Annotated in this window: 17 protein-coding genes; 5 read left to right on the forward strand and 12 right to left on the reverse strand. The window is 47.2% G+C overall.

What is annotated here, in order from left to right; all coding sequences use genetic code 11:
• Positions 1-80: 80 nt before the first annotated feature.
• The 3 genes from dcuR to K7X24_RS12530 all read right to left on the reverse strand — a co-directional run bounded on the left by dcuR (position 81) and on the right by K7X24_RS12530 (position 4,025).
• The gene (gene dcuR / locus K7X24_RS12520; RefSeq protein ID WP_010281107.1) at positions 81-803 is read right to left on the reverse strand and encodes a two-component system response regulator DcuR; all 723 of its coding nucleotides are present in this window, start codon (positions 801-803) and stop codon (positions 81-83) included.
• Positions 796-2,424, reverse strand: coding sequence for a sensor histidine kinase (locus K7X24_RS12525; RefSeq protein WP_224555169.1), 1,629 nt, complete (start codon positions 2,422-2,424; stop codon positions 796-798). The genes dcuR and K7X24_RS12525 overlap by 8 nt, the downstream gene beginning before the upstream one ends.
• 188 nt (positions 2,425-2,612) lie before the next feature.
• Positions 2,613-4,025, reverse strand: coding sequence for an anion permease (locus tag K7X24_RS12530; protein ID WP_103183552.1), 1,413 nt, complete (start codon positions 4,023-4,025; stop codon positions 2,613-2,615).
• Between the two features lie 298 nt (positions 4,026-4,323).
• On the opposite strand from K7X24_RS12530, the gene K7X24_RS12535 reads away from it, so the two are divergent.
• On the forward strand, positions 4,324-4,488 hold the full coding sequence (locus K7X24_RS12535; protein ID WP_014917094.1) for a hypothetical protein: 165 nt from the start codon (positions 4,324-4,326) through the stop codon (positions 4,486-4,488).
• Positions 4,489-4,963: 475 nt separating this feature from the next.
• Here K7X24_RS12535 and K7X24_RS12540 read toward each other — a convergent pair whose 3' ends face one another.
• The 3 genes from K7X24_RS12540 to ibpA all read right to left on the reverse strand — a co-directional run bounded on the left by K7X24_RS12540 (position 4,964) and on the right by ibpA (position 6,673).
• Entirely contained in the window at positions 4,964-5,419 is a 456-nt protein-coding gene (locus K7X24_RS12540) for a hypothetical protein (protein WP_224555170.1), read from the reverse strand.
• Positions 5,420-5,640: 221 nt separating this feature from the next.
• Positions 5,641-6,093 carry a small heat shock chaperone IbpB gene (ibpB, locus tag K7X24_RS12545; RefSeq protein WP_039276014.1) on the reverse strand — a complete coding sequence of 151 codons (453 nt, stop codon included), beginning with the start codon at positions 6,091-6,093 and terminating at the stop codon, positions 5,641-5,643.
• A 166-nt stretch (positions 6,094-6,259) separates the two neighbouring features.
• The gene (gene ibpA / locus K7X24_RS12550; protein ID WP_005976748.1) at positions 6,260-6,673 is read right to left on the reverse strand and encodes a small heat shock chaperone IbpA; all 414 of its coding nucleotides are present in this window, start codon (positions 6,671-6,673) and stop codon (positions 6,260-6,262) included.
• A 389-nt stretch (positions 6,674-7,062) separates the two neighbouring features.
• On the opposite strand from ibpA, the gene K7X24_RS12555 reads away from it, so the two are divergent.
• Positions 7,063-7,419, forward strand: a complete 357-nt coding sequence (locus K7X24_RS12555) for a YceK/YidQ family lipoprotein (protein WP_224555171.1) — start codon at positions 7,063-7,065, stop codon at positions 7,417-7,419.
• Between the two features lie 35 nt (positions 7,420-7,454).
• Here K7X24_RS12555 and K7X24_RS12560 read toward each other — a convergent pair whose 3' ends face one another.
• Positions 7,455-8,735: a DUF3748 domain-containing protein gene (locus K7X24_RS12560; RefSeq protein ID WP_224555172.1), complete on the reverse strand. Its 1,281-nt coding sequence runs from the start codon at positions 8,733-8,735 to the stop codon at positions 7,455-7,457.
• A gap of 235 nt (positions 8,736-8,970) precedes the next feature.
• Between K7X24_RS12560 and bhsA the strand changes: the two genes are divergently transcribed.
• A complete protein-coding gene (gene bhsA / locus K7X24_RS12565) occupies positions 8,971-9,228 on the forward strand; it encodes a multiple stress resistance protein BhsA (protein WP_010296876.1) in 258 nt (85 codons plus the stop codon).
• A gap of 204 nt (positions 9,229-9,432) precedes the next feature.
• On the opposite strand, the gene K7X24_RS12570 is transcribed toward bhsA, so the two are convergent.
• From K7X24_RS12570 to K7X24_RS12580, 3 genes are read right to left on the reverse strand one after another with little or no spacing between them, the layout of a single operon-like run.
• Positions 9,433-10,845, reverse strand: a complete 1,413-nt coding sequence (locus K7X24_RS12570; RefSeq protein ID WP_224555173.1) for a glycoside hydrolase family 1 protein — start codon at positions 10,843-10,845, stop codon at positions 9,433-9,435.
• Between the two features lie 25 nt (positions 10,846-10,870).
• The gene (locus K7X24_RS12575) at positions 10,871-12,193 is read right to left on the reverse strand and encodes a PTS sugar transporter subunit IIC (RefSeq protein WP_224555174.1); all 1,323 of its coding nucleotides are present in this window, start codon (positions 12,191-12,193) and stop codon (positions 10,871-10,873) included.
• The gene (locus tag K7X24_RS12580) at positions 12,190-12,513 is read right to left on the reverse strand and encodes a PTS sugar transporter subunit IIB (protein ID WP_224555175.1); all 324 of its coding nucleotides are present in this window, start codon (positions 12,511-12,513) and stop codon (positions 12,190-12,192) included. Before K7X24_RS12580 ends, K7X24_RS12575 begins: the two co-directional genes overlap by 4 nt.
• Positions 12,514-13,325: 812 nt before the next feature.
• Here K7X24_RS12580 and K7X24_RS12585 point away from each other — a divergent pair.
• Complete coding sequence (locus tag K7X24_RS12585) at positions 13,326-14,111, forward strand: family 16 glycosylhydrolase (RefSeq protein ID WP_224555176.1); 786 nt, start codon at positions 13,326-13,328, stop codon at positions 14,109-14,111.
• A gap of 28 nt (positions 14,112-14,139) precedes the next feature.
• On the forward strand, positions 14,140-14,838 hold the full coding sequence (locus K7X24_RS12590; RefSeq protein WP_224555178.1) for a hypothetical protein: 699 nt from the start codon (positions 14,140-14,142) through the stop codon (positions 14,836-14,838).
• Between the two features lie 441 nt (positions 14,839-15,279).
• Here K7X24_RS12590 and K7X24_RS12600 read toward each other — a convergent pair whose 3' ends face one another.
• Both K7X24_RS12600 and K7X24_RS12605 read right to left on the reverse strand, forming a co-directional pair.
• Positions 15,280-17,637 carry a M66 family metalloprotease gene (locus tag K7X24_RS12600; RefSeq protein ID WP_224555180.1) on the reverse strand — a complete coding sequence of 786 codons (2,358 nt, stop codon included), beginning with the start codon at positions 17,635-17,637 and terminating at the stop codon, positions 15,280-15,282.
• Positions 17,638-18,481: 844 nt separating this feature from the next.
• Entirely contained in the window at positions 18,482-20,284 is a 1,803-nt protein-coding gene (locus K7X24_RS12605; protein ID WP_224555181.1) for an ABC transporter ATP-binding protein, read from the reverse strand.
• Positions 20,285-20,311: the final 27 nt, after the last annotated feature.

Consider the following 20,311-nt stretch of genomic DNA (forward strand, 5'->3'; position numbering starts at 1 on the left):
CTGAATTGTGTATAGCACAAGGCGGGATCGCTCCCGCCTCGTTTCTGTTACCTTATTTACTGCTAATTACTCACCGCTTTTTATTCACAGTATTGGCGCAGCGAGTCCTGTTTTTCTGGCAGCAGACGATACAGATAAACCGGGCGACCGGTAGAGCCATACAGGATATTGGTGGTCAGGATGCCGGTATCGGAAAGATAGATCAGGTATTTACGGCAGGAGACGCGGGAGATACCAATCGCATTCGCCAGCATTTCGGTAGAGAACTCAATGCCCTGATTGCCTTCAATCCACTCACAGACGGTGCGTAATGTCAGGCTGGTCAGCCCTTTTGGCAATTTCTTACGTTCGCTAACCGTGCTGCTGCTGGTACGGCGAATCAGGTTATCAATATCCGACTGCCCAACAAAATCGCGGTGCTTGAACAAGTTCGCCTCTTCGCGATAAGCGGTCAGCGCCTGTTCGAAGCGCGAGAACTGGAAAGGCTTAATCAGATAATCCACCACGCCGTAGTGCAGCGCTTTTTTGATGGTATACACATCGCTGGCAGACGAGATGATGATGACGTCCGTTTTCTCACTGAATTCACGGATAGTCGGCAGCAGGTCCAGTCCATTATCCTGCTGCATATAAATATCCAGCAGTACCAAATCGATTTCCGAGTCAGGTTGCATCAGCAGGTTTCGTGCCTGCTGCAACGTGGGGACGGTCGCATAGCAGCTAAATCCAGAAACCTGGTTCAGATAAGATTTGTTAAGCTCTGCAACCATGGCATCGTCATCAACAATCAGTACATTAATCATGGTCAAACAGCCTTGCTTGATAAGGAATAGTAACGAAAAACTGGGTGTACACCTCAGGTTCTGATTCAAACTCGATAGTGCCGCCAATCTTCTCCAGACTCTGTTTGGTCAGGTACAGGCCGATACCGCGCCCGCTGCCTTTGGTAGAGAATCCCTGTTCATAAATGCGCGCCTGACTCTCCGGCGAAATGCCGGGGCCGTCATCCCCCACGGTACAGTGAAGGCGGCCATTCTGATGATGGAAGCTCACGCTGATTTCGCAGTTTTCCTGCCGATCAATCGCATCCATCGCATTCTCAATCAGATTACCCAACACGGTAATCAATTCATTCGTCGCATCGACATCATCGGTATCCGGCAGCAGACTCTCTTCGCTGATGGAGAGTGTAATGCCGAGATCGCGCGCGCGGTTGATTTTACCCAACAGGAAGCCGGCAATCACTGGCGATTTCACTTTACGAATAATCGAACCAATTTCCGCCTGATAATTATTGGCGGTCTTCAGGATATAATCTTCCAGTTGCGAGTAATATTTTAAGTGCAGCATCCCCAGGATGACGTGCAGCTTGTTCATAAACTCATGCGACTGCGCCCGCAGCGCATCCGCATAGTAGGACATCCCACTCAACCGTTGCAGCAGTTGGCTGATCTCCGTTTTATCACGGAATGTCGCAATCGCGCCGATAATATCGCCCTTCACAAAAACCGGAACGGTGTTGGTCAGCAGCAGGTGGCCGTTAAAGCTAATCTCTTCATCGCGTCGCGGCGTACCGCTTTCCAGTACCTGTTTCAGGTGCAGATGTTCAAGCCACTGGTCGCTGACGCGTTCGGCTGGCTTCGGAGCCGATGTTTCACTGCCCTGTGGCTTATTCTGCCGGAAAAGCCGTCGCGCCTCATCATTGATGACGGTAATCCGACCATGCTGATCGACCGCGATAACGCCTTCTTTGATGTGTTTGAGCATCGCGTTACGCTGTTCAAACAGGTTCGAGATCTCAAACGGTTCGAATCCCAGCATAATGCGCTTGAGCACTTTCACCAGAATCAACGTGCCCAGCCAGCCGACCAGCGCCCCTGCCAATAGCGTCCAGGGAATCATCCAGCGGTTATCGCTAATCACCTTCTGTACACTGGTTAAGGCAATCCCCAACGCGACCACGCCAACCTGCTTGTGGTTGTTATCAAAAACCGGTGTGAATACCCGCAGAGCGGGATCGAGCGTTCCCCGGTTAATAGACGTATTTTCCATGCCCAACAGCGCCGGGTAGATATCCCGACCGGCAAAATGTTCACCAATTCTTTCCGGCTCAGGGTGGCTATGGCGCACTGTATCCATGTCCGTGACAGTGACAAAGAGCAGTTGATTACGCTGGCGGATCGCCTCCGCAGCAATCTGCACTTCCTCCGGTCGGCCAATTCCTTTCAGTTCATCAATAACAACAGGAGAGGACGCAAAGGTGCGCGCAATGGCAAAGGCTTTTTCTCGCAGATGATCTTCTGAAAGCTGATTAATGCGAAAAAATAGCAGGGAATAGACCACCAGCAACACCGCGCCAAGCACAACTGACACCATCAGAAACACCGATGTTCCCAGCTTTAGCGGTGCCTTTTTCTTGCCCATGTCACTCTCCGAAACCACCATCATCACACCGTTATCTTATACTGTTTCGTCGCGTTTCGCGTGCCGTGATGCATACGCCCCGTCACAAGGACAGGGCGTAGGCTTGAAGAAAGGAAATCAGGCTTAACGTTGCGGTACATTTTTTGTGTCAGGAATGTTTCGCATCAGGAAAGCCAGCAGTACTGCGTTTACCAGAAACCGAGCAGTTTCCACCACACTCCGCCAACACCCAACCAGATAGGGATGATGACCAGACTGACCAGGAAACCGATCTTCCACCAGGTTCCCAGCGGCACGTAGCCGGTGCCGAACAAAATCGGTGCCGGACCACTGGAGTAGTGAGTCGTGGACATAAACAGGTTACTGAAGATACCGAATACCAGTACGGTCAGCATCGGCGGCGCACCGGCAGCCAGCGCGATAGAGACAAAAATCGCATACATGGCGCTGATGTGGGCAATCGCACTCGCCATCAGGTAGTGGCTGTAGTAGTACACCAGCAGCAGCAGACCCAGCATTGGCAGCCAGTGCATCCCACTCACCGCATTACCGGCCAATCCGCCCAACCAGGCAATCAAGCCCATCTTGTTAAGCTGGCCAGCCAGCGTCATCAGTACGGCAAACCACACCACGGTGTGCCAGGCTTCTTTCTCACTGACTACATCGTCCCAGGTCAGCGCACGGCTGAGCAACAGCACGCTCAGGCCGGCCAGCGCGGTCAGGGTTGCATCGATATTCAGCGTAGAACCCAGCACCCAGAACGTCACCAGACCCAGAAACACGCCCAGCACCACCCACTCGTCGCGGGTCATTTTGCCCATTTCACGCAGTCTTTCGACGGCGATCGCACGCATTTCTGAGGTTTTCTTCAGTTCAGGCGGATAGAAACGGTAGATCAGGTAAGGAATTAGCGCCAAAGACAGGAAGCCTGGCAGCAGTGTCGCCAACGCCCAATCCGTCCAACTGATGTGAATACCAAACTGAGAAGCCAGCTTCGCCACCATCGGGTTACCCGCCATGGAGGTCATAAACATCGCGGAAGTCACGGCGTTACACTGGAAAATGGACTGCACCAGAAACGCACCAATTCGACGCTGCGTGCCTTTTTCCGGCGTGGAGTCATAGGCTTCGGCAATGGACCGGAACAGCGGAGTGATGATTCCACCGCAGCGTGCAGACGTAGAAGGCATCGCAGGAGCGAACATCAGGTCGGTAAACACCAGACCATACGCCAGACCGAGAGAGCTATTCCCCAGCTTGCTGATGAACAGCAGACCAATGCGTCGGCCAAAGCCGGTTTTGATAAAGCCGCGAGAGATAAAGAAGGCGCAGGCGATCATCCAAATGGTGGGATCGCTAAAGCCCGCCAGCACATCTTTAATGGGTAATAACCCTAATATGGCGACCGAGGTCAGGCTGAACATCGCCATCGCGCCAAGCGGGTAAGGAGAGAGAATCAGACCGACAACGGTGGCAATGAAAATCGCCATCAGATGCCAGGCATCGGGTTTAACCCCATCAGGAACCGGCAATAACCATAAGCCACCGGCAATACAAAGGATAACTAGAAGCTTTATCAACCTGCTGTTATTCGCAGACATAAGAACACCACTCTTCATTAAAACGGATTCTGTATTTCCCGTCATAATTCAAGCCGCATATGCGTTGGCTTCCCTTACTCACCCCAGTCACTTACTGATGTAAGCTCCTGGGGATTAATGAGCCTCATAAATGAGGCTCACCCTTCGGGCCAGCTCTAGCGCTGTTCAAATCGGTCTGGAACCGATTTGTCATGCGGTTGCCGCCTTCCTGCGACTCGAATTATTTAGGGCATATCCCCGTCATACTTCGAGCCGCGAGCGTACTGCACTCAAATTATTCAGGAGATATTCACGACGGATGTCCCGTGCGGAGGAGTGGGTATTTCGTTATTCTTCCTTCGTCACCCTGCTGAAAACAACGCAACAGGAATCATCTGCGGAAAAAAAAGACGAGAAAACAAGGGTTCAGGGTGCTTCTCTCGTCTTATCAAATCAAGTGATTAATGAAGAGATAGTATTATAATGCGCCTATAAAATAGCGTAACTTTAGTTACTAAAGTGGTTCATTAATTTATTTAAGAAATTGTCACAGCTTTAATTATCCGATAAAAGATCTTTAAAATTCAATAATATTTGACATTCATGGAACATAAAATTAACGACAAAGTAATGATAAAAAACCTTATACCTCATGATGGTAATATAATTCTTTCCCAGACAGTGGGTTACCCATTCTTTATTTATTTACTCAGGTGTTTTCCTATTCATAAATAAAAAAAACAAATACCTCTTTTATGGCGAAAAAATATTATTTTTTATCTAGCTGATAACATGTAAAGTCTTCCTAATTGGGCACTTATTGATGTAGCCAGAAAATAAACTGTCGTATGATACAACACCGTCGCTAACGCATGGCGCAAGTAGAAAAATGACTTCTGTTACTTGTTCTCAAACCAGAGAAATTGCCAGTGTCAATACTGTGTATCCTATTGATTTTATTAGTCCCATGCATTGTCGGGTGCAAGATCCCACGTCCTTCTCGCGTACACTTTTCGCCCCTCTTCCTCTTCGATTAACACAAGGCGGCCATCATTTTTTTCAGGTAATTGTATACCTGTCATGGAGCAATCCACCGATGAGACATAAGCGATACCCTCTTTAAGAAAGAAGTGATTATCAAGCTCTATCTTAACACCGTCACAGTACGGTTTTAATTTCTCTGGCGCCTCGCGAAATACATATCTAGATACACTGCTGCTTTTTGGTGCTGAAACATAGATTTCTTGAGGAAAATAGTCGCCCTTTTTTTTGCACAGGAGTGCAGAATTAGCAATTTTTTTGATATTTTTGACAAAACTTGTCAGTAACGCCTTACTTTTTACAGGTTTGGCATCAGTAACATTTGAGATTGTTGAGGGATTTTTCACTGGGGAAATAATGCTAAATAGACTCATATATTTAATCTTTGTCCATATAATAAAGCACAATTATGTCAGGCGAAAAAATTGATTCAATCAAAAAAGGGCTTTTTTTACGGAAGAAATAACGAGCCGATGGTTCGTGGCAGAAGCAGCTGCTATTTCAATTCAGACGCATGCCAGGATGAGATACACAAAACCGCGCCCGTAATGATACGAGCGCGGAAAATCATCAAACGAATAATGCGGATGTCGCGTTATGACGCGTCGTCAGCAGACTGCTGGTTCAAGGCCGGACGACCACCGCCGATGGCGATACGCTGAGGCTGCAAGGCTTCCGGCACGTCACGCACCAGATCGATATGCAGCAGGCCATTTTCAAAATGTGCATCGGACACATGCAGGTGTTCAGCCAGCGTAAAGCTCAGCGTGAAAGGTTTAAACACCAGCCCCTGATGCAGATATTCTACGGCTTTTTCGGACGGTGCCGGGCTGCCTTTCACCGTCAGGCGCGGGCCTTCCACTTCAATATCCAGATCGGCCTGCCGGAACCCCGCCAGCGCGAGCGTAATGCGGTAGTGGTTGTCGTCTTTCTTCTCGATATTATACGGAGGAAAATCAATCGGTTCCTGACTGCCCTGCATTGAGCTGGCTAATTTGTCAAAACCGATCCACTGACGCAGTAAAGGTGATAAGTCGTAGTTACGCATAATATGACTCCTTCTAAGAAGCGAGATAAGTGATGCCCTTGTGGGCGTACTTTATGCCAGCCACGATGCCATAGCTGGCGTCGTCCCCATTCGGCAGACGAAGCGTTCATTCACAGCGCTACCGTTTCAGGTAAAGCGCGATTCGTGCAAATAACGTGATGTTGGTTTACTTGATTTCAATCCGACGCGGCTTCATCGCTTCTGGCACGATACGTTCGAGATCGATATACAGCAGCCCGTTTTCCAGATTAGCGCCCTTTACCTGAATATGTTCGGCCAGTTGGAATTTACGCTCGAAGTTGCGCTCGGCAATCCCCTGATACAGGTAGTTGCGGGCAACCTGCTCACCGGCGTGGGCACCTTTTACAATCAATAAATTGTCGTGCGCGGTGATGTCCAGTTCCTGCTCGGCGAAGCCGGCTACGGCAATCGCAATGCGGTATTGGTTCTCGTCAACCAGTTCGACGTTGTAGGGAGGATAGCCGCCGTTACTCTGGGTCTGGCCGGTTTCTAATAGATTGAACAGGCGATCGAAACCAATAGCAGAACGGTACAGTGGGGAAAAATCGGGGTTACGCATAAAACAGCCTCCTAAACATGCAGCGAGGATTTATTTTTACCTTCCTTAATAAGGACAGGTTCACAGCCGGGACAGATACCCTGACGGCGTATCGCTTCTCTTCCGGCTTATCATCAATATGGTGACCCTCCTCAGACTTTCAAGAGGCAAAAAGGAAAAATCGCTGGGTTTCATGCAATATTCACTCACACAGTGGGCGTTATCACATACACTCAAGATAGACTGGCTTTGACCTCATGCCGTTCGTTTAAGCATTGAGATACACGGGGCGACCACAGGGGTGAGGCGTCCCTACGGGAACTTCCCCCTGTGTTTCCCCTAAAAACGGACTTAAGTGACCAGTATTAGGCTTTGACCCGCTCTGGCAGCGGTTCTTAATGGACAGGAATATGACCTTACTGAAAAGTGCGTTGTTCTCTTTCATCATTACCGGTAGCGGTGCGGTGGCAACCAGCGGTTGCTCCAGCGTGATGACGCATACCGGAAGCGATCAGGGATACTATTCCGGCACGCGCGCCAGTGTGGATATGCTGCGTGACGACGATACCAACTGGGCGATGATGCCGCTGGTCGCTATCGACCTGCCGTTCTCGGCAGTGGCCGACACGCTGCTGCTGCCCTACGATTACTACCGCACAGGCAGCGATAAGAACAAACTGTCGACGCGTGAGCGCATTTCGCACAGTGAAGAGCAAAACCAGACCGCCAGTTCACAGCTCGCCACGATGCCTCATAATCAGCTTTGATAGCACCGCACTCGCCATGAACGCGCGCGTACCGGTTACGCCGTTGCCACGACGAAAAGCTGATTAAAACCGTCAATCTCCCGCATATACGCAATCTGTTTCCCATCAGGGGAAAAGACCACAGCATCCGCACTCGGTGCACTGTCCGTCCGCGCCGTCAGTCGAGCCAGCTCCCCGCTTTTCGCATCACACAGCATGATGCTGTTGTCACACACAAACGCCAGAGAACGCCCGTCCGGGTGCCAGTTAAAGGCCGACTGTACGCCGTGTTCCGTGCGCGTTACCTGTCTCGGTTCACCGCCGTTCGTGGAAAGCGTCCACAGCTGCACCACGCCTGCCTCATCCCGCATCAGGAAAGCAATCTCACTGCCGTCGGGCGAGGCTCGTAGCCAGTGGCGCGGCTGATTCACCAGACCAGGATAACGACGCGAGTGCGTAAACGTTAAACGCCGCTGCTGCACGCCTGCTGGCGGCGCAGGCATTGACGTTGCCGTGCCAGCCAGTGGCGCATCACCCGCTTTGGCGTACTCTTCCAGCGCCTCCGGCAAGTCGACGATAAAAACCTCAGGCACCGTTGTCCCGTCCGCCGCCAGCGTATCGCCAATAAACGCCAGCGCCCAGCGCTGCCGCGAGCCATCCTGTCGGATATAGCCCGCCGTTCCTACCCAGCCTTCTTCATAGGCGCGATTGATCTCATCGCTGTCGGGCTGCGGTTGCAGCGTCGTACTACTGACCAGCACACAATAGTGGCTGCCGTCATATTCACGCGGATGATTTTTCTCAACCATAACGCCCTGTAACGGCACGGCCACGCCAACATTGCGCAAGTTCAAGGCAGGATCATGCTCATACAGTACATGGTCGTTATAGGTAAAACTCAGGCGGCTGGCATCCGGGCTGAAGACATGGACATGCGTGCCGCCGCGCAGCGCCCCAGCCTGATAAGGCGGCGTAATGGAGAAGGCATCAAGCGTGACGGCTTCATCACGCAGGCGATCTGCCACTATCGTTCCACGGCGATGGTGAAAATCATACTGCCACTCGCTATCCGGATTTTCCGGCCCGTGGATAAAAACATAGCGCAACGGCTCCTGCGGGCTACAGGTCACCACGCCCACATGCGCACCCGCCGTTGCCCGATAAATTACCTCGGTTTTGCGGCTTTTCAGGTGTACTCGCTCAATGGTCAGCCCTGTGAATGAAGAACCATAAGGTCGGACGTCATAAACTAGCCACTCTCCATCACATGACCAGCAATTAATGTTGGTAAGTTGATGACCAACAGCATTAAACGTTAGTTGAACTTCAGCAGACAAGACATCACCCCACTTATTCAATATCAGTCAATAGTTTGTAAATAAATTTCAGTTTTATGTATAACTTATTGTTTTTTATTTAAAAAAAACAAACAACAACCGATATTTTCATTCAAAAAAATAGAAAGACTCTCTCAATAACATCCGTTTTTTAATTCATTAGCATCGGCGTAACATTCTTCATATCGAAAGGGCAGCCCCCTTTCACCTATCAAACAGAAAAGGATAAGACATCATGAAAAACGTAAAAACCATCGCCGCTGCTGTTGTTCTCGCTACCATGACTTTCGGTGCTTCTGCTGCTGAATACGTATCTGCTTCACAGGCTCAGAACCTGGAAAAAGCGGGCGTCGTTACCGCAACTGCTCAGGACCTGAGCTCACTGCAAGCTCAGCTCGCAGCGAAAGCAGAAAAAGCGGGCGCTAAAGCTTATACCATCACGTCTGCGACCGGTAACGATCAGCTGCGTGGCTCTGCGGTAATCTACAACTAATCGTTGTTTACCCTGAATTTTTATCCCGCTATGCCATTATAGAAACACCTGCAAGACATCGCGTATTACCCTCTTTCCGGCTTGCCTCCTCATCAGGGCAAGCCGTTTTTTATGTGTGATTTTTATGTGGAAGGGAGACTGTGGGGAAGCTGGAAGGACGGTTAATTCGGTGTGGCAGAGTGCCACACCGAAGTGAACAAAGACTTACGACGTTGAACCTTGAAAGCCATTCTCGGCCGCTGTCGCCGCGAACCATTTTCCGCTTTTCTTCACCGTGCGCTTTTGCGTCGCCAAATCCAGCTGCACAAAACCATAGCGATTCTTGTAAGCATTCGACCACGACCAGTTATCGATAAACGTCCACATATGGTAGCCGAGACAGTTGCTGCCTTCCGCGATGCCTTTGTGTACATACTTCAGGTGTTCGCGGACAAAATCGATGCGGTAATCATCCTGAATCTGACCGTTGGCGTCGAAACGCTGTTCGTTCTCGACGCCCATGCCGTTTTCCGAAATAAAGCAGCGTGGATTGCCGTAATTCACCCGCAGGTTGGTCAGAATGTCATAGATACCCGGTTCGTAAATTTCCCAACCGCGATAGGGATTCATTTTTCGTCCCGGCATGTCATAGCTGGAAAAGAACCACTCGGGCATAAACGGACTATCAGGATTGACCAGGCTGTCGCGGCATTGGATTCGGCGCGGCTGGTAGTAGTTAATCCCCAGCAGATCGACAATCCCATCAGCCAGCAGCGCGCGATCGTCAGGTTGGCAGCTCGGCAGTTGGCCGTATCGGTGCAATAGATTGACCAGTTCCTGCGGGTATTCGCCCCTCAGCGCGGGATCGAGGAAGCTGCGGTTAAACATCAGATCGGCAATGTTGGCGGCTTTAACATCGGCCGAGTGTTGGGAGCGCGGGTAGGAAGGCGTCAGGTTGAGGATGATACCGATTTCCCCACCCTGAGGCTGTTCGCGATACGCCCTCACCGCCAGCGCATGCGCCAGCATAGTGTGGTACGCCACCGTTGCAGCACGCTTGAAGTCCACCACGTTCGGGTAGTGGAAATCATACAGATACCCGCCTTCCACCGGCACCACTGGCTCATTGAACGTAAACCAGTGTTTAACCCTGTCGCCAAACAGGCGGAAACAAGTCGCCGCATAGCCCGCATAGGCCACTACCACCGCCCGATTTTCCCAGCCACCCAGCCGCTGCATCACCATCGGCATATCAAAATGGAACAGATTGATAAACGGCGTGATGCCCTGCGCCAGCATTTCATCAATGATCTGATTATAAAACGCCACCGCCTGCGGATTCGGTTCACCGACGCCATCAGGAATCAGCCGCGCCCAGGAGATCGACGTTCGGAACGTGTTGTGATTCAGCGTCTTCAGCAGCGCGATATCTTCACGCCAGTGCTGATAAAACGTGGAAGTATCCGCCGGCCCAACCTGATGGTGAAAACGGCCGGGCTGCGTGGCAAACCATTCGTCCCACACGGTGGCGCTTTTACCATAGTTGAGGCTTTCGCCTTCCGTTTGCGGTGCCGAACTGGCGCTACCCCACCAAAAATTCGCGGGAAAGCGAAAATCGTTCTGAAGATGATCGTGCATACGTTCCTCTCTGCTTCACTCGTGTTTATGCGCTGGCGCTGGCTTCGCCCGCAGCCTGCTGTTGTTTCTCCTGTTCCTGTTTAAGCAGCGTGCGCTCATAAACTTTCAGGAACGGGTAATACATCGCGGCCGACATCACCATGCAGAGCAGACACATGATCACCGGGCTGAACGCCCAGTTCGCCGCCCATGATGCGCCAATTGGCGCCGGCGTCGTCCACGGCGTCAGGGAAACCACCTGCGCGATCCAGCCAAGCTTCGTCGCCGTATAGGCAATGACAGCATTGACCATCGGTACAAAAATAAACGGCAGGAACAGCAGCGGGTTCATGATGATCGGCGCACCAAACAGAATCGGTTCGTTGATGTTGAAAAAGCTCGGCACCACGCCCATGCGGCCAATCGTACGCAGATGAACCGCGCGGCTACGCAGCAGCAAAAAGGCCAGCGGTAGCGTGGAACCGACCCCGCCGATCAGCAGGTAGTGATCCCAGAATCCCTGCAAATAAATATGCGGCAGCGGCGCACCGGCCGAAAGCGCAGCCTGATTCAGCGCCAGGTTGGTCATCCAGAACGGGTTCATAATCCCGGTCACGATCAACGCACCGTGAATCCCAGCAAACCACAAAATCTGGCAAATAAATACCGAAATCAGAATCGCGGGCAGCGAATCCGACGCCGAAATCAGAGGTGCCAGTAGGTGCATGATGGCTTCTGGGATAATCATGCCGGTTGCAGACTGGATGAACAGGTTAAACGGATGCAGTGTCGCAACGATGACCAGCACGGGGATAAGAATCTCAAACGAACGCGCCACGCCGGTTGGCACCTCTTTCGGCAGGCGAATCGTGATATTGCGTTTCTTCAGCCAGGCATACACCTCACCCGCGTAAATCGCGGTCAGAATCGCGGTAAAAATCCCTTCCCCAGAGAAGTACTGGGTGGAAATTTGCTTCTCCTGATAAGGCGCGGCTACCAGCAAGAATGCCATCAGTGCCAGCAGGCCGGTCATGATCGGATCCAGCTTGTAATGCTTGCCGAGGCTGGCTCCAATCCCCACCGAGATAAAGAAGGTCATGACCCCCATACTGAGGTAGTACGGCAGCATCAGCTGTTCACGGTAGGCAACGGAGAAATCGAGCCACGCACGGGCAAATCCTAGCGTGGTATCCGGTGCAAACGGTGGGAAGATAAACACCAGCATAAACGAGCCGATGATCATGAAAGGCAGCGCGGCGATAAAACCATCACGAATCGCGATGATGTGGCGCTGTTGCCCTACCACACCTGCCAACGGGGTAATTTTTTGCTCGATGATATTCACCATCGACTGATAGAAGCCACTCATAGCGGTTGTCCTGATTTTTCGATCAGTGAAAAGGCAAAATCCAGCACGTTGTCACCGCGCTGCATACCGTAATCCATCATGTCTATCGCTGCTACGGGTACACCTTTTCCCTCGGCTTTCTCCTTGAATGACGCCAGCATATATTTCACCTGTGGCCCTAGTAGCACAACGTCATACTTCCCAACCTGCTCGTCAAATTCATGGGCGGCATAGGCGGCAATTTCAACGTTTAGGCCACGTGCATCGGCCACCTCCTTCATTTTTCTCACTAAAAGGCTGGTAGACATCCCAGCGGAACAACACAGCATGATCCGTTTCATTTTGAACACCCCGTCGTATGTACGTTATGAATAAAAAAACGTCGTCAATAAAAGCGTCATGAATAAACTTGCCCATTGGAAACAAAACGGAAACCGTTTTCCATGAAAAAAACCCAGATATGAGAATGGGTTCACGAAATGGTAGACATTGCGGGAAACAATGTGAGGCGGGTCATGTAAAACACACTTCAGACGTGAAAGACGGGTAAAAACCACTATTGCAGCACGTATTACGCTAAGTGTACTGATTTCAGGCATTTTCTACTTTTGGCTATAAAACGACAAATTGAGATTTAAAAAGCCCACAACTATAGCGTCACAACCCAGCAATGTAGCCAAAGTATAACGAATATATACGTCGCAATAATTGGTTAGATTACATTTAAAGATTAATCTTTAAAATTTGAAATTTAATTTCAAAGAAAACTTAAATTCATTTATTAAAAACAACATCATATATATTTTACATTTTTATAAAAAAATATTGTCAGTCAAGAAAAAAGATATCTATAATAGTACATGACAATTCTTATAACCTTATCATTCAAATTAATCATATGCTCTAAATAATTTAAACTTCAGGAATGCGGCAAGGGAAATAACCCCGATGACCTTACTCAGGTAAGGATTCTGGTGACAGACAAACCTGCCAGAGGCAGGTTTGAACGCTGCTCGCAGCGGCCCTAAAGGGCTGAGGCACGCGCAGGTAATTTAAAGTATGACGGATATATTTTAGTTTACATTAAATAACACGCTATTAATTTCTTTGATATCCTATGAATATAATTCATTTAAAAATAATGGAGTATGAAATGAAAAAATTATCACCCATTGTTATTGCACTATTTTTTTATACCGGAGCATCCAGCGCGATACCTCCTCAATTTTCTTCAAAACCGTCCTTTGAAGATGATTTCGGCACCAATGAATTAGATGAAACAAAGTGGATTTATCGGTATTTAGGAAAAAGAAATTTTTGTATCAATGACAAATCCGCTGTTTCTATTCAGAATGGTGTTTTAAAAATTACAACCTATACGAAAAAGAACGAAAAAGGCGAAATTAATAACTATTGCGGTATGATAGCAACAGAAGGAAAGTTCAAGCAAAAGTATGGCTATTGGGAGGCGAGCATCAGATTTAATAGTATTCAAGGTGTTCAGCCAGCGTTCTGGGTTCAGTCCGCAACGGTTGGAAAAGATATCAGCAACCCTGAAAAATCGGGTGTGGAAATAGATGTTTTTGAACATCTGGCTGAAGCCAAAGCCAATGAGTATGACAATGCACTACATTGGAATGGTTATGGAAGTAATCATAAGCAGTGGTCCAAAAAATATGCAGAAACAAATATTAATGATGGAAATTTTCATAAATTTTCCGTTGCGTGGACAACAGAAAGTTATACATTTTACCTAGACGATAAAGAAATCGAGCAAGTTTCAGCTAAAGCAGCGCCGATATCCATTGCAGAGCAATTTATTATATTAAGCACAGAAGTGCCCCGAAAAAATTACCCCAGTAATGGATTCGGTAACATGAATGAATCTAAAGCCACATTAGAAATAGAGTACGTGAGAGTTTATCCATTGAAAAATTAAATTTACCATCACAAAAGAGGGTCATATTATGAATGAAGAAATAATACCTTTATCATTATCTAATTTAAAAAATGAAAGCAGATATGAAACAATCGGAACCCCTTCTGTTGGTTATCCACAGATATGTATTAGAGTGAACAGAAAACCACAGAAGACCGATCTGAATGAAATCATTATCAAAGCCGATTCTGCTGCGGAAGAATATCCGGATAACAAAGAAAAAAGAGCACATGCGGTAGTCAGCGAGCTCACATCGTTATGTGGAAGTGGTCAGCTAGGTCATTCATGGATAATCATATTTTATAGCGAAAAAGAAAACGATTATACCTGCTATGGATATCATGAAAAAAAAGGGTTTGTTGAGGGATTAGTCAATGATAAACCGACGCGTAAATTTGGATTCCAATTAGTTAAGAAAATTTCAGAAGAAGAGATAGATAATTTAAAAAACAATATCATTCCTAGTATCAATCAAGAAAGCACCGAAGTGGCAAAGTTACTCGGTATGTCTCCAGGAAAGGGTCAAGTCGGTGTTTATACCCCAATAACCAACTGCACATGGTTTTCCGGAAATATCTGGAATCAAACAACCCATAGCAAGATTGTATTCACACAATCTTTTAATGGAAAAGATCATGCTGAAGATTGGGGGATTGATGCATTATATTTCATGAGCGAAGTTTCCGATCCTGGCGTACTGGCCGAATATATTGATAACAAAGATTGAGAAAAAAGGTGATGGCAAGCTATCATGCAAAAACCGTCATCAAATGGTAAGCAAAGACTAATTTTCCTGTACCCGTTGTTACTTTGGCCATCTGCCTATGCTGAGATGGCCTTACCACTTTTTTTGCATGGCTTCCTGAATAACTTCAACGTTAAACCGTTCTTCTGCAAGCCATGAGGAAGGCATCCATCCCGCCAAATTTGGCTCACCACTTGTAAAATCTGGCGCTGTTAATGCCATGCTCCCGACACAATTCAAGTACAGGAGAATAGGTTTCACCTGCTTGAGAATGGCGATGAATTAGCTATCAGTAAAACCTGATTTTTTCATAGCGAATCTCCCGCGTTCAGAGATTACGAGAAAATTCTACTTATGAATACTCTGCTTTTACGGAAGAATTACTATGGTTAGGAGAAAGTACTCCTAACCATATAGACATGATTAAGCAAGCGGGTTACCGTTAACTGTGTAGATCAGATCATTAGAACCCAAATCAATTGTTCTAGAATCAACGAGTTTATTATTAATAAATAACCTTGCTGTTCTCGGGTTTAAATCCCTCTCAACATTAACATGAAATTTATTTGATAGATTCGATGTAATCCTGAATGAATTTAAATTATATTTAAATTTCTTACCTGATATAAATTCCACCTCAAGGTAAGACTGACTAACAGAATTGCTAGCATCATCAGGATAAACCATACCATAAGATCCATTTAATGCTGGATAGATATAGTTGGCTAATTTAGATTCAGGGTCATAGAATCCGACTAGGGTAATTACTTTAACGCCCTGCTTGTAAGGAATACGTTTCACCTTTTCATTATATGATTTATTCTGCTGCCAGAGCGAACCATTAGAAACGTAAAAAACGACACTACCCTTTGATAAAGTATCAACATTCCCATCATTAATTACTTTTACAGAATAAGACGAATTGACAACAACCTTTATAACTTTATTATTGTTATTATTATTCGCTTTTGGAATATATATATTTGGAGAGTGTTTTCCATCATAAGAATTTATATCTACATTATTATTATCCTGTAAGTATAAATTTAATTTATCTATTGTTATATTCTCACCATTTTTGAATGGAATACTAAAGAATGGAGCTCTAAGAATATTATTTTCGTAAGGTTCCATTCGCCCAACACTGTCATTCCATTTGCTAAATCCAGTTATTGAGTTAGTATCGAATACCATTTTACTCTCAAGGAATTTCTGTATTAGGTTAAGAACATAAGGTGTATGTAACGTAAACGCATTATAACTCATATATAATGGTTCCCCACCAGCCATCGCATCCTTCCCTAATTGATGACCATGAAAAGGCTCAGCATATAAACTTTCATTCTCTTTTTCGCCTAAATATGTTCTCTTGTTAGTGATTTTTTTGTGAAAGTTAGGGATAAAAAAGTCATTATCACTATCCCAACCCCACGTTGAATTTCTATGGCTAGGTATAGCATCGACAGAACCATAAAACCCACCAGGGTAGTGTCCCAGCCCATAATTGTGGCCAATCTCATGGCTAAATTCATTACCAATCGAATTCTCTAGCGTTGCCATTCCGTTACCACCAGAAAGCCCATGTACAATAGTCCCGTTGTCATATTTCCCAATAGAGAGATGAACTGTAATTTGCGCACTAAGATAGATGCTGTCACGAACTTTCGTTGAATTTATGCCATAGTTGGCAAAATCTATACCAGTTGCAATGAGATCCTTAGCAATATCTTCCCTCATAATTCCACTATGAACACCACCATTACCAGGGGCTTTATCAGTTAATAATCGACCATCGGGTAACATTACTTCTTTTAAATAAATAGGATCATATCGTGAAACAATCAAGCGACTTAGAGGGACCTGCTGAAAATACTGTCGATTAAATTCGGGTGTATCCTGAAAAGCAAACCCCTTTCTATAGGGTGTTAACATTCCAATCGATATAGTATGAAGTAATAATTCATTTGGCGCACCTACTTTTATATTTTTAATCGATCCGATTTTTTTACCATGAACAAAATCCATCTCAATGCCAGGCAAAATAAAACTTGCAGGCAATATTCCTGACCAGCCGTTTTCAATATATTTTATCTTAGAATATTGAATATCGCCCCAAAGACACCAAACACCATCAAAATTAGCAAAAGTCAGAGAATCACCTCTACTCATCACTATTGATTCTTTAGCATAAAAGACAGAAAAATTGTAACCAGAATTACACTTAAAGGTGATTTTTGCTCCTGATGATTCCTGGTTATTTAACAAAGTGAACGTTTTCGCCCAATTACCATCACTTGTTAATATTTTAATTGCTTTGGATTTTTTTGTTAAACCCTCCAAAATAGATGGATCATTTGAAATTTTGTTAAGATCATTGTTTTTATCAAAAACAACATCATAATTTAGCGGCTCAGAAAAATCACTTTCATTATAATTCCCTGTAACCGAACCGCAGGGTGATGTCAATTTTTCAGGGGGACGCATCTCAATTTTGTAAACAATATTACCGGACCTATTTTTGACATGTAAATATACGGACTCATTCTGATCAATTGATTCATATGATTTAAATAACACCATGGTTTTTCTTTTCGAAACCAGATGTGGTTGGATATCATTATCAATATGTTTTTTCGAAGGTATAATACTATTTTGTACAAAAAAAACAGAACCTTTAAAATCACCTATTGTATCGCTACCAAACACATTATTATTAAAATAAATACTTTCATTACTATCTTTTTCTGGAGTGCAGCCAGTATTACATGATTGACTAGTCATAATATTATCCTCTAATTATTAATTGCTAAACATACGATTTTTAAAACCAAAATATAAATCAATTAACAGATTATCGCCCCTAGAAAAATTAAACATAATATAAGCATAGCACATCTGAAAATATAAAATTAATTCTAAGAAATTTTTAAAATAAGATGTTATTTAATAACTTAATAAAACTAGGAACTCCCAAAAAAAATAAGATGGATTATTATTTACAACCTATAGATATATCTTAAATAATTCGAGTTCCAGGACAAAATTTAACATTTTGAACAACACAAAGCGTTAGCCCTTTAGGGCGATGCTCAGCAATGAGCATCGTAACGCGGCAAGTGAAGGATACATTCGTCGAGAACGAATTTTACCAGCCAACGGCTGGCCTTTGGTGAGAGACAGGATGTCTCCCATGTTATCCCGATGAGCCTACTCAGGTAAGTGATTCCGGTGACTGACAAACCTGCCAAAGGCAGGTTTGAACGCTGTTTGTAGCGGCCCTAACGGGGTGAGGCACGCACAAGTGTGCCGAGTAGCGTAACTTGAAGTGTGACAGGTATATAGGGGTTGTCATAAACAGCTTAATAAATCACTTTCCTGAATTATGCGTAAAACAATTAATCAGTTTTGGCATCTTTCAGATGAACTCTGGCAAAACGAACAACTTGCTACTTAGAGGGGAAGACAATAGATTCGTCATGCCCATCTTTTAACGGATGCATGAGAAAACCACCACTAGTGGGATAAAAGAACTCAGTCGACAGAGGAAAATAAGGAGTAACCTAGACAGATGGGAAGGGGCTGCCCTCATCGATTATCGTGACAAGAGCAAACCCAACGCTTTGACTTATTCACTGAGAACAAAATGCCCTTCCCCGACCTGCTTATAGTGGCGTGCGGGAGGATGGAAATCGGGGGCGCGTACCGGACTACGCAATTCATCATTGGTGATATTACGCACCGGACGCGTGTCGGGATCAGGTACGGGAACCGCAGAAATCAGACGTCGGGTGTAATCATGCTGCGGATTATCGAAGATCGCCGAACGTGGCCCGATCTCCACGATTTCACCGAGATACATCACCGCAACGCGGTGGCTGATACGCTCGACCACCGCCATATCGTGCGAGATAAACAGGAATGACAGCCCCAGCTTCTGCTGGAGATCCAGCATCAGGTTGATCACCTGTGCCTTGACGGACACATCCAGCGCCGATACTGATTCATCGGCAATAATCACTTTCGGCTCCAGCGCCAGAGCACGGGCAATACAGACGCGCTGCCGCTGCCCACCGGAGAACTGATGCGGGAAACGCGAGGCCATATCGCCGGATAACCCCACCTGTTCCAGCAGCGCGTTCACTCTTGCATTAACATCCTGTCGGGTCGCAAGGCCGTGCAGCAGCATCGGTTCGGCGATAGCTTCCCCTATCCGCATGCGCGGGTTCAGGCTTTCATACGGATCCTGAAACACCATTTGAATCTGCCGCCGCGAATCCGTCAGCTCACGCTTATCCGCCGTCAGGATATTTTTTCCCAGCAGTTGAATGTCGCCACTGACGGCGTCGTTGAGGCGAATAATCGACCGACCGGTAGTGGATTTACCGCAGCCCGACTCCCCGACCAGCGCGAGCGTTTCTCCCGGCCAGAGATCGAACGAGACATTCTCAACCGCGTGAACACGCCCCGACAGCCGACGGAAAAACCCTGATCGGATATCAAATCGAGTAACCAGATTTTTTACCGTCAGCACCGGTTCCTCACCCGACACGGTATTCACCGCCTCCGGTACCGGCTGGCGCTCGCCCGTTTTGAGATCGACCAGCGGAAAGCGCTGCGGCCATGCGCTGCCGGACATTGAGCCTAATTTGGGCACGGCAGACAGCAGCATCCGGGTATAGGGCTGTTGCGGGTGATGAAAAATCTCCCGCGTGACGGCGTTTTCCACCATTTCGCCCTGATACATCACCAGCGTGCGGTCTGAGACCTCCGCCACCACGCCCATGTCGTGGGTGATAAACAGCACCGACATCCCTTCTTCTTCCTGAAGGGTTTTTATCAGCGTCAGAATTTGCGCCTGAATCGTGACGTCCAGCGCCGTCGTCGGCTCGTCGGCAATCAGCAGTTTCGGGTGGCAGGCCAGCGCAATCGCAATCACTACGCGCTGGCGCATCCCGCCGGAGAAGCTCTGCGGGTATTCGTTCAGCCGTGATTTCGCCGCCGGAATGCGGACTTTTTCCAGCAGGCGCACCGCTTCGGCACGCGCTTCGGCTTTGCCCATGCCACGATGGCGACGCAGCACTTCTGTAATCTGGTAGCCAATCGGCAACACCGGATTCAGGCTGGTCATTGGCTCCTGGAAAATCATGCCGATGCGGTTGCCGCGCACATCCTGCATCGCTTTATTAGGGAGCGACAGCAGTTCGGTGTCGCCAAAATGAATCTGACCTTCAACCCGGCTTTGGCCAGGTGGCAGTAAGCGCATGATGGATTTCGCCATCACGCTTTTCCCTGAACCAGATTCTCCCACCACGGCGACCGTCTCTTTCTCGCCAATCGTGAAGGACAAATCCCGCACCACGTTCATCCACTCGCCGTTCACCTGAAAGGCGGTGGTCAGATGCGAAACGGACATAATCGGCGCTGTCATGTGTTCGTTACCCCTTATTCCTATGGG

This window comes from Pectobacterium versatile (assembly GCF_020166435.1).
Taxonomy (GTDB): Bacteria; Pseudomonadota; Gammaproteobacteria; order Enterobacterales; family Enterobacteriaceae; genus Pectobacterium; species Pectobacterium versatile.

Coding starts and splice junctions, on each gene's coding strand:
- K7X24_RS12605 (WP_224555181.1), bottom strand. CDS start 20,284: ATGACAGCGCCGATTATGTCCGTTTCGCATCTGACCACCGCCTTTCAG.
- K7X24_RS12600 (WP_224555180.1), bottom strand. CDS start 17,637: ATGACTAGTCAATCATGTAATACTGGCTGCACTCCAGAAAAAGATAGT.
- K7X24_RS12575 (WP_224555174.1), bottom strand. CDS start 12,193: ATGAGTGGCTTCTATCAGTCGATGGTGAATATCATCGAGCAAAAAATT.
- K7X24_RS12585 (WP_224555176.1), top strand. CDS start 13,326: ATGAAAAAATTATCACCCATTGTTATTGCACTATTTTTTTATACCGGA.
- bhsA (WP_010296876.1), top strand. CDS start 8,971: ATGAAAAACGTAAAAACCATCGCCGCTGCTGTTGTTCTCGCTACCATG.
- K7X24_RS12530 (WP_103183552.1), bottom strand. CDS start 4,025: ATGTCTGCGAATAACAGCAGGTTGATAAAGCTTCTAGTTATCCTTTGT.
- K7X24_RS12570 (WP_224555173.1), bottom strand. CDS start 10,845: ATGCACGATCATCTTCAGAACGATTTTCGCTTTCCCGCGAATTTTTGG.
- K7X24_RS12590 (WP_224555178.1), top strand. CDS start 14,140: ATGAATGAAGAAATAATACCTTTATCATTATCTAATTTAAAAAATGAA.
- K7X24_RS12580 (WP_224555175.1), bottom strand. CDS start 12,513: ATGAAACGGATCATGCTGTGTTGTTCCGCTGGGATGTCTACCAGCCTT.
- K7X24_RS12525 (WP_224555169.1), bottom strand. CDS start 2,424: ATGGGCAAGAAAAAGGCACCGCTAAAGCTGGGAACATCGGTGTTTCTG.
- ibpA (WP_005976748.1), bottom strand. CDS start 6,673: ATGCGTAACCCCGATTTTTCCCCACTGTACCGTTCTGCTATTGGTTTC.
- ibpB (WP_039276014.1), bottom strand. CDS start 6,093: ATGCGTAACTACGACTTATCACCTTTACTGCGTCAGTGGATCGGTTTT.
- K7X24_RS12540 (WP_224555170.1), bottom strand. CDS start 5,419: ATGAGTCTATTTAGCATTATTTCCCCAGTGAAAAATCCCTCAACAATC.
- K7X24_RS12535 (WP_014917094.1), top strand. CDS start 4,324: ATGTCCCGTGCGGAGGAGTGGGTATTTCGTTATTCTTCCTTCGTCACC.
- K7X24_RS12555 (WP_224555171.1), top strand. CDS start 7,063: ATGACCTTACTGAAAAGTGCGTTGTTCTCTTTCATCATTACCGGTAGC.
- dcuR (WP_010281107.1), bottom strand. CDS start 803: ATGATTAATGTACTGATTGTTGATGACGATGCCATGGTTGCAGAGCTT.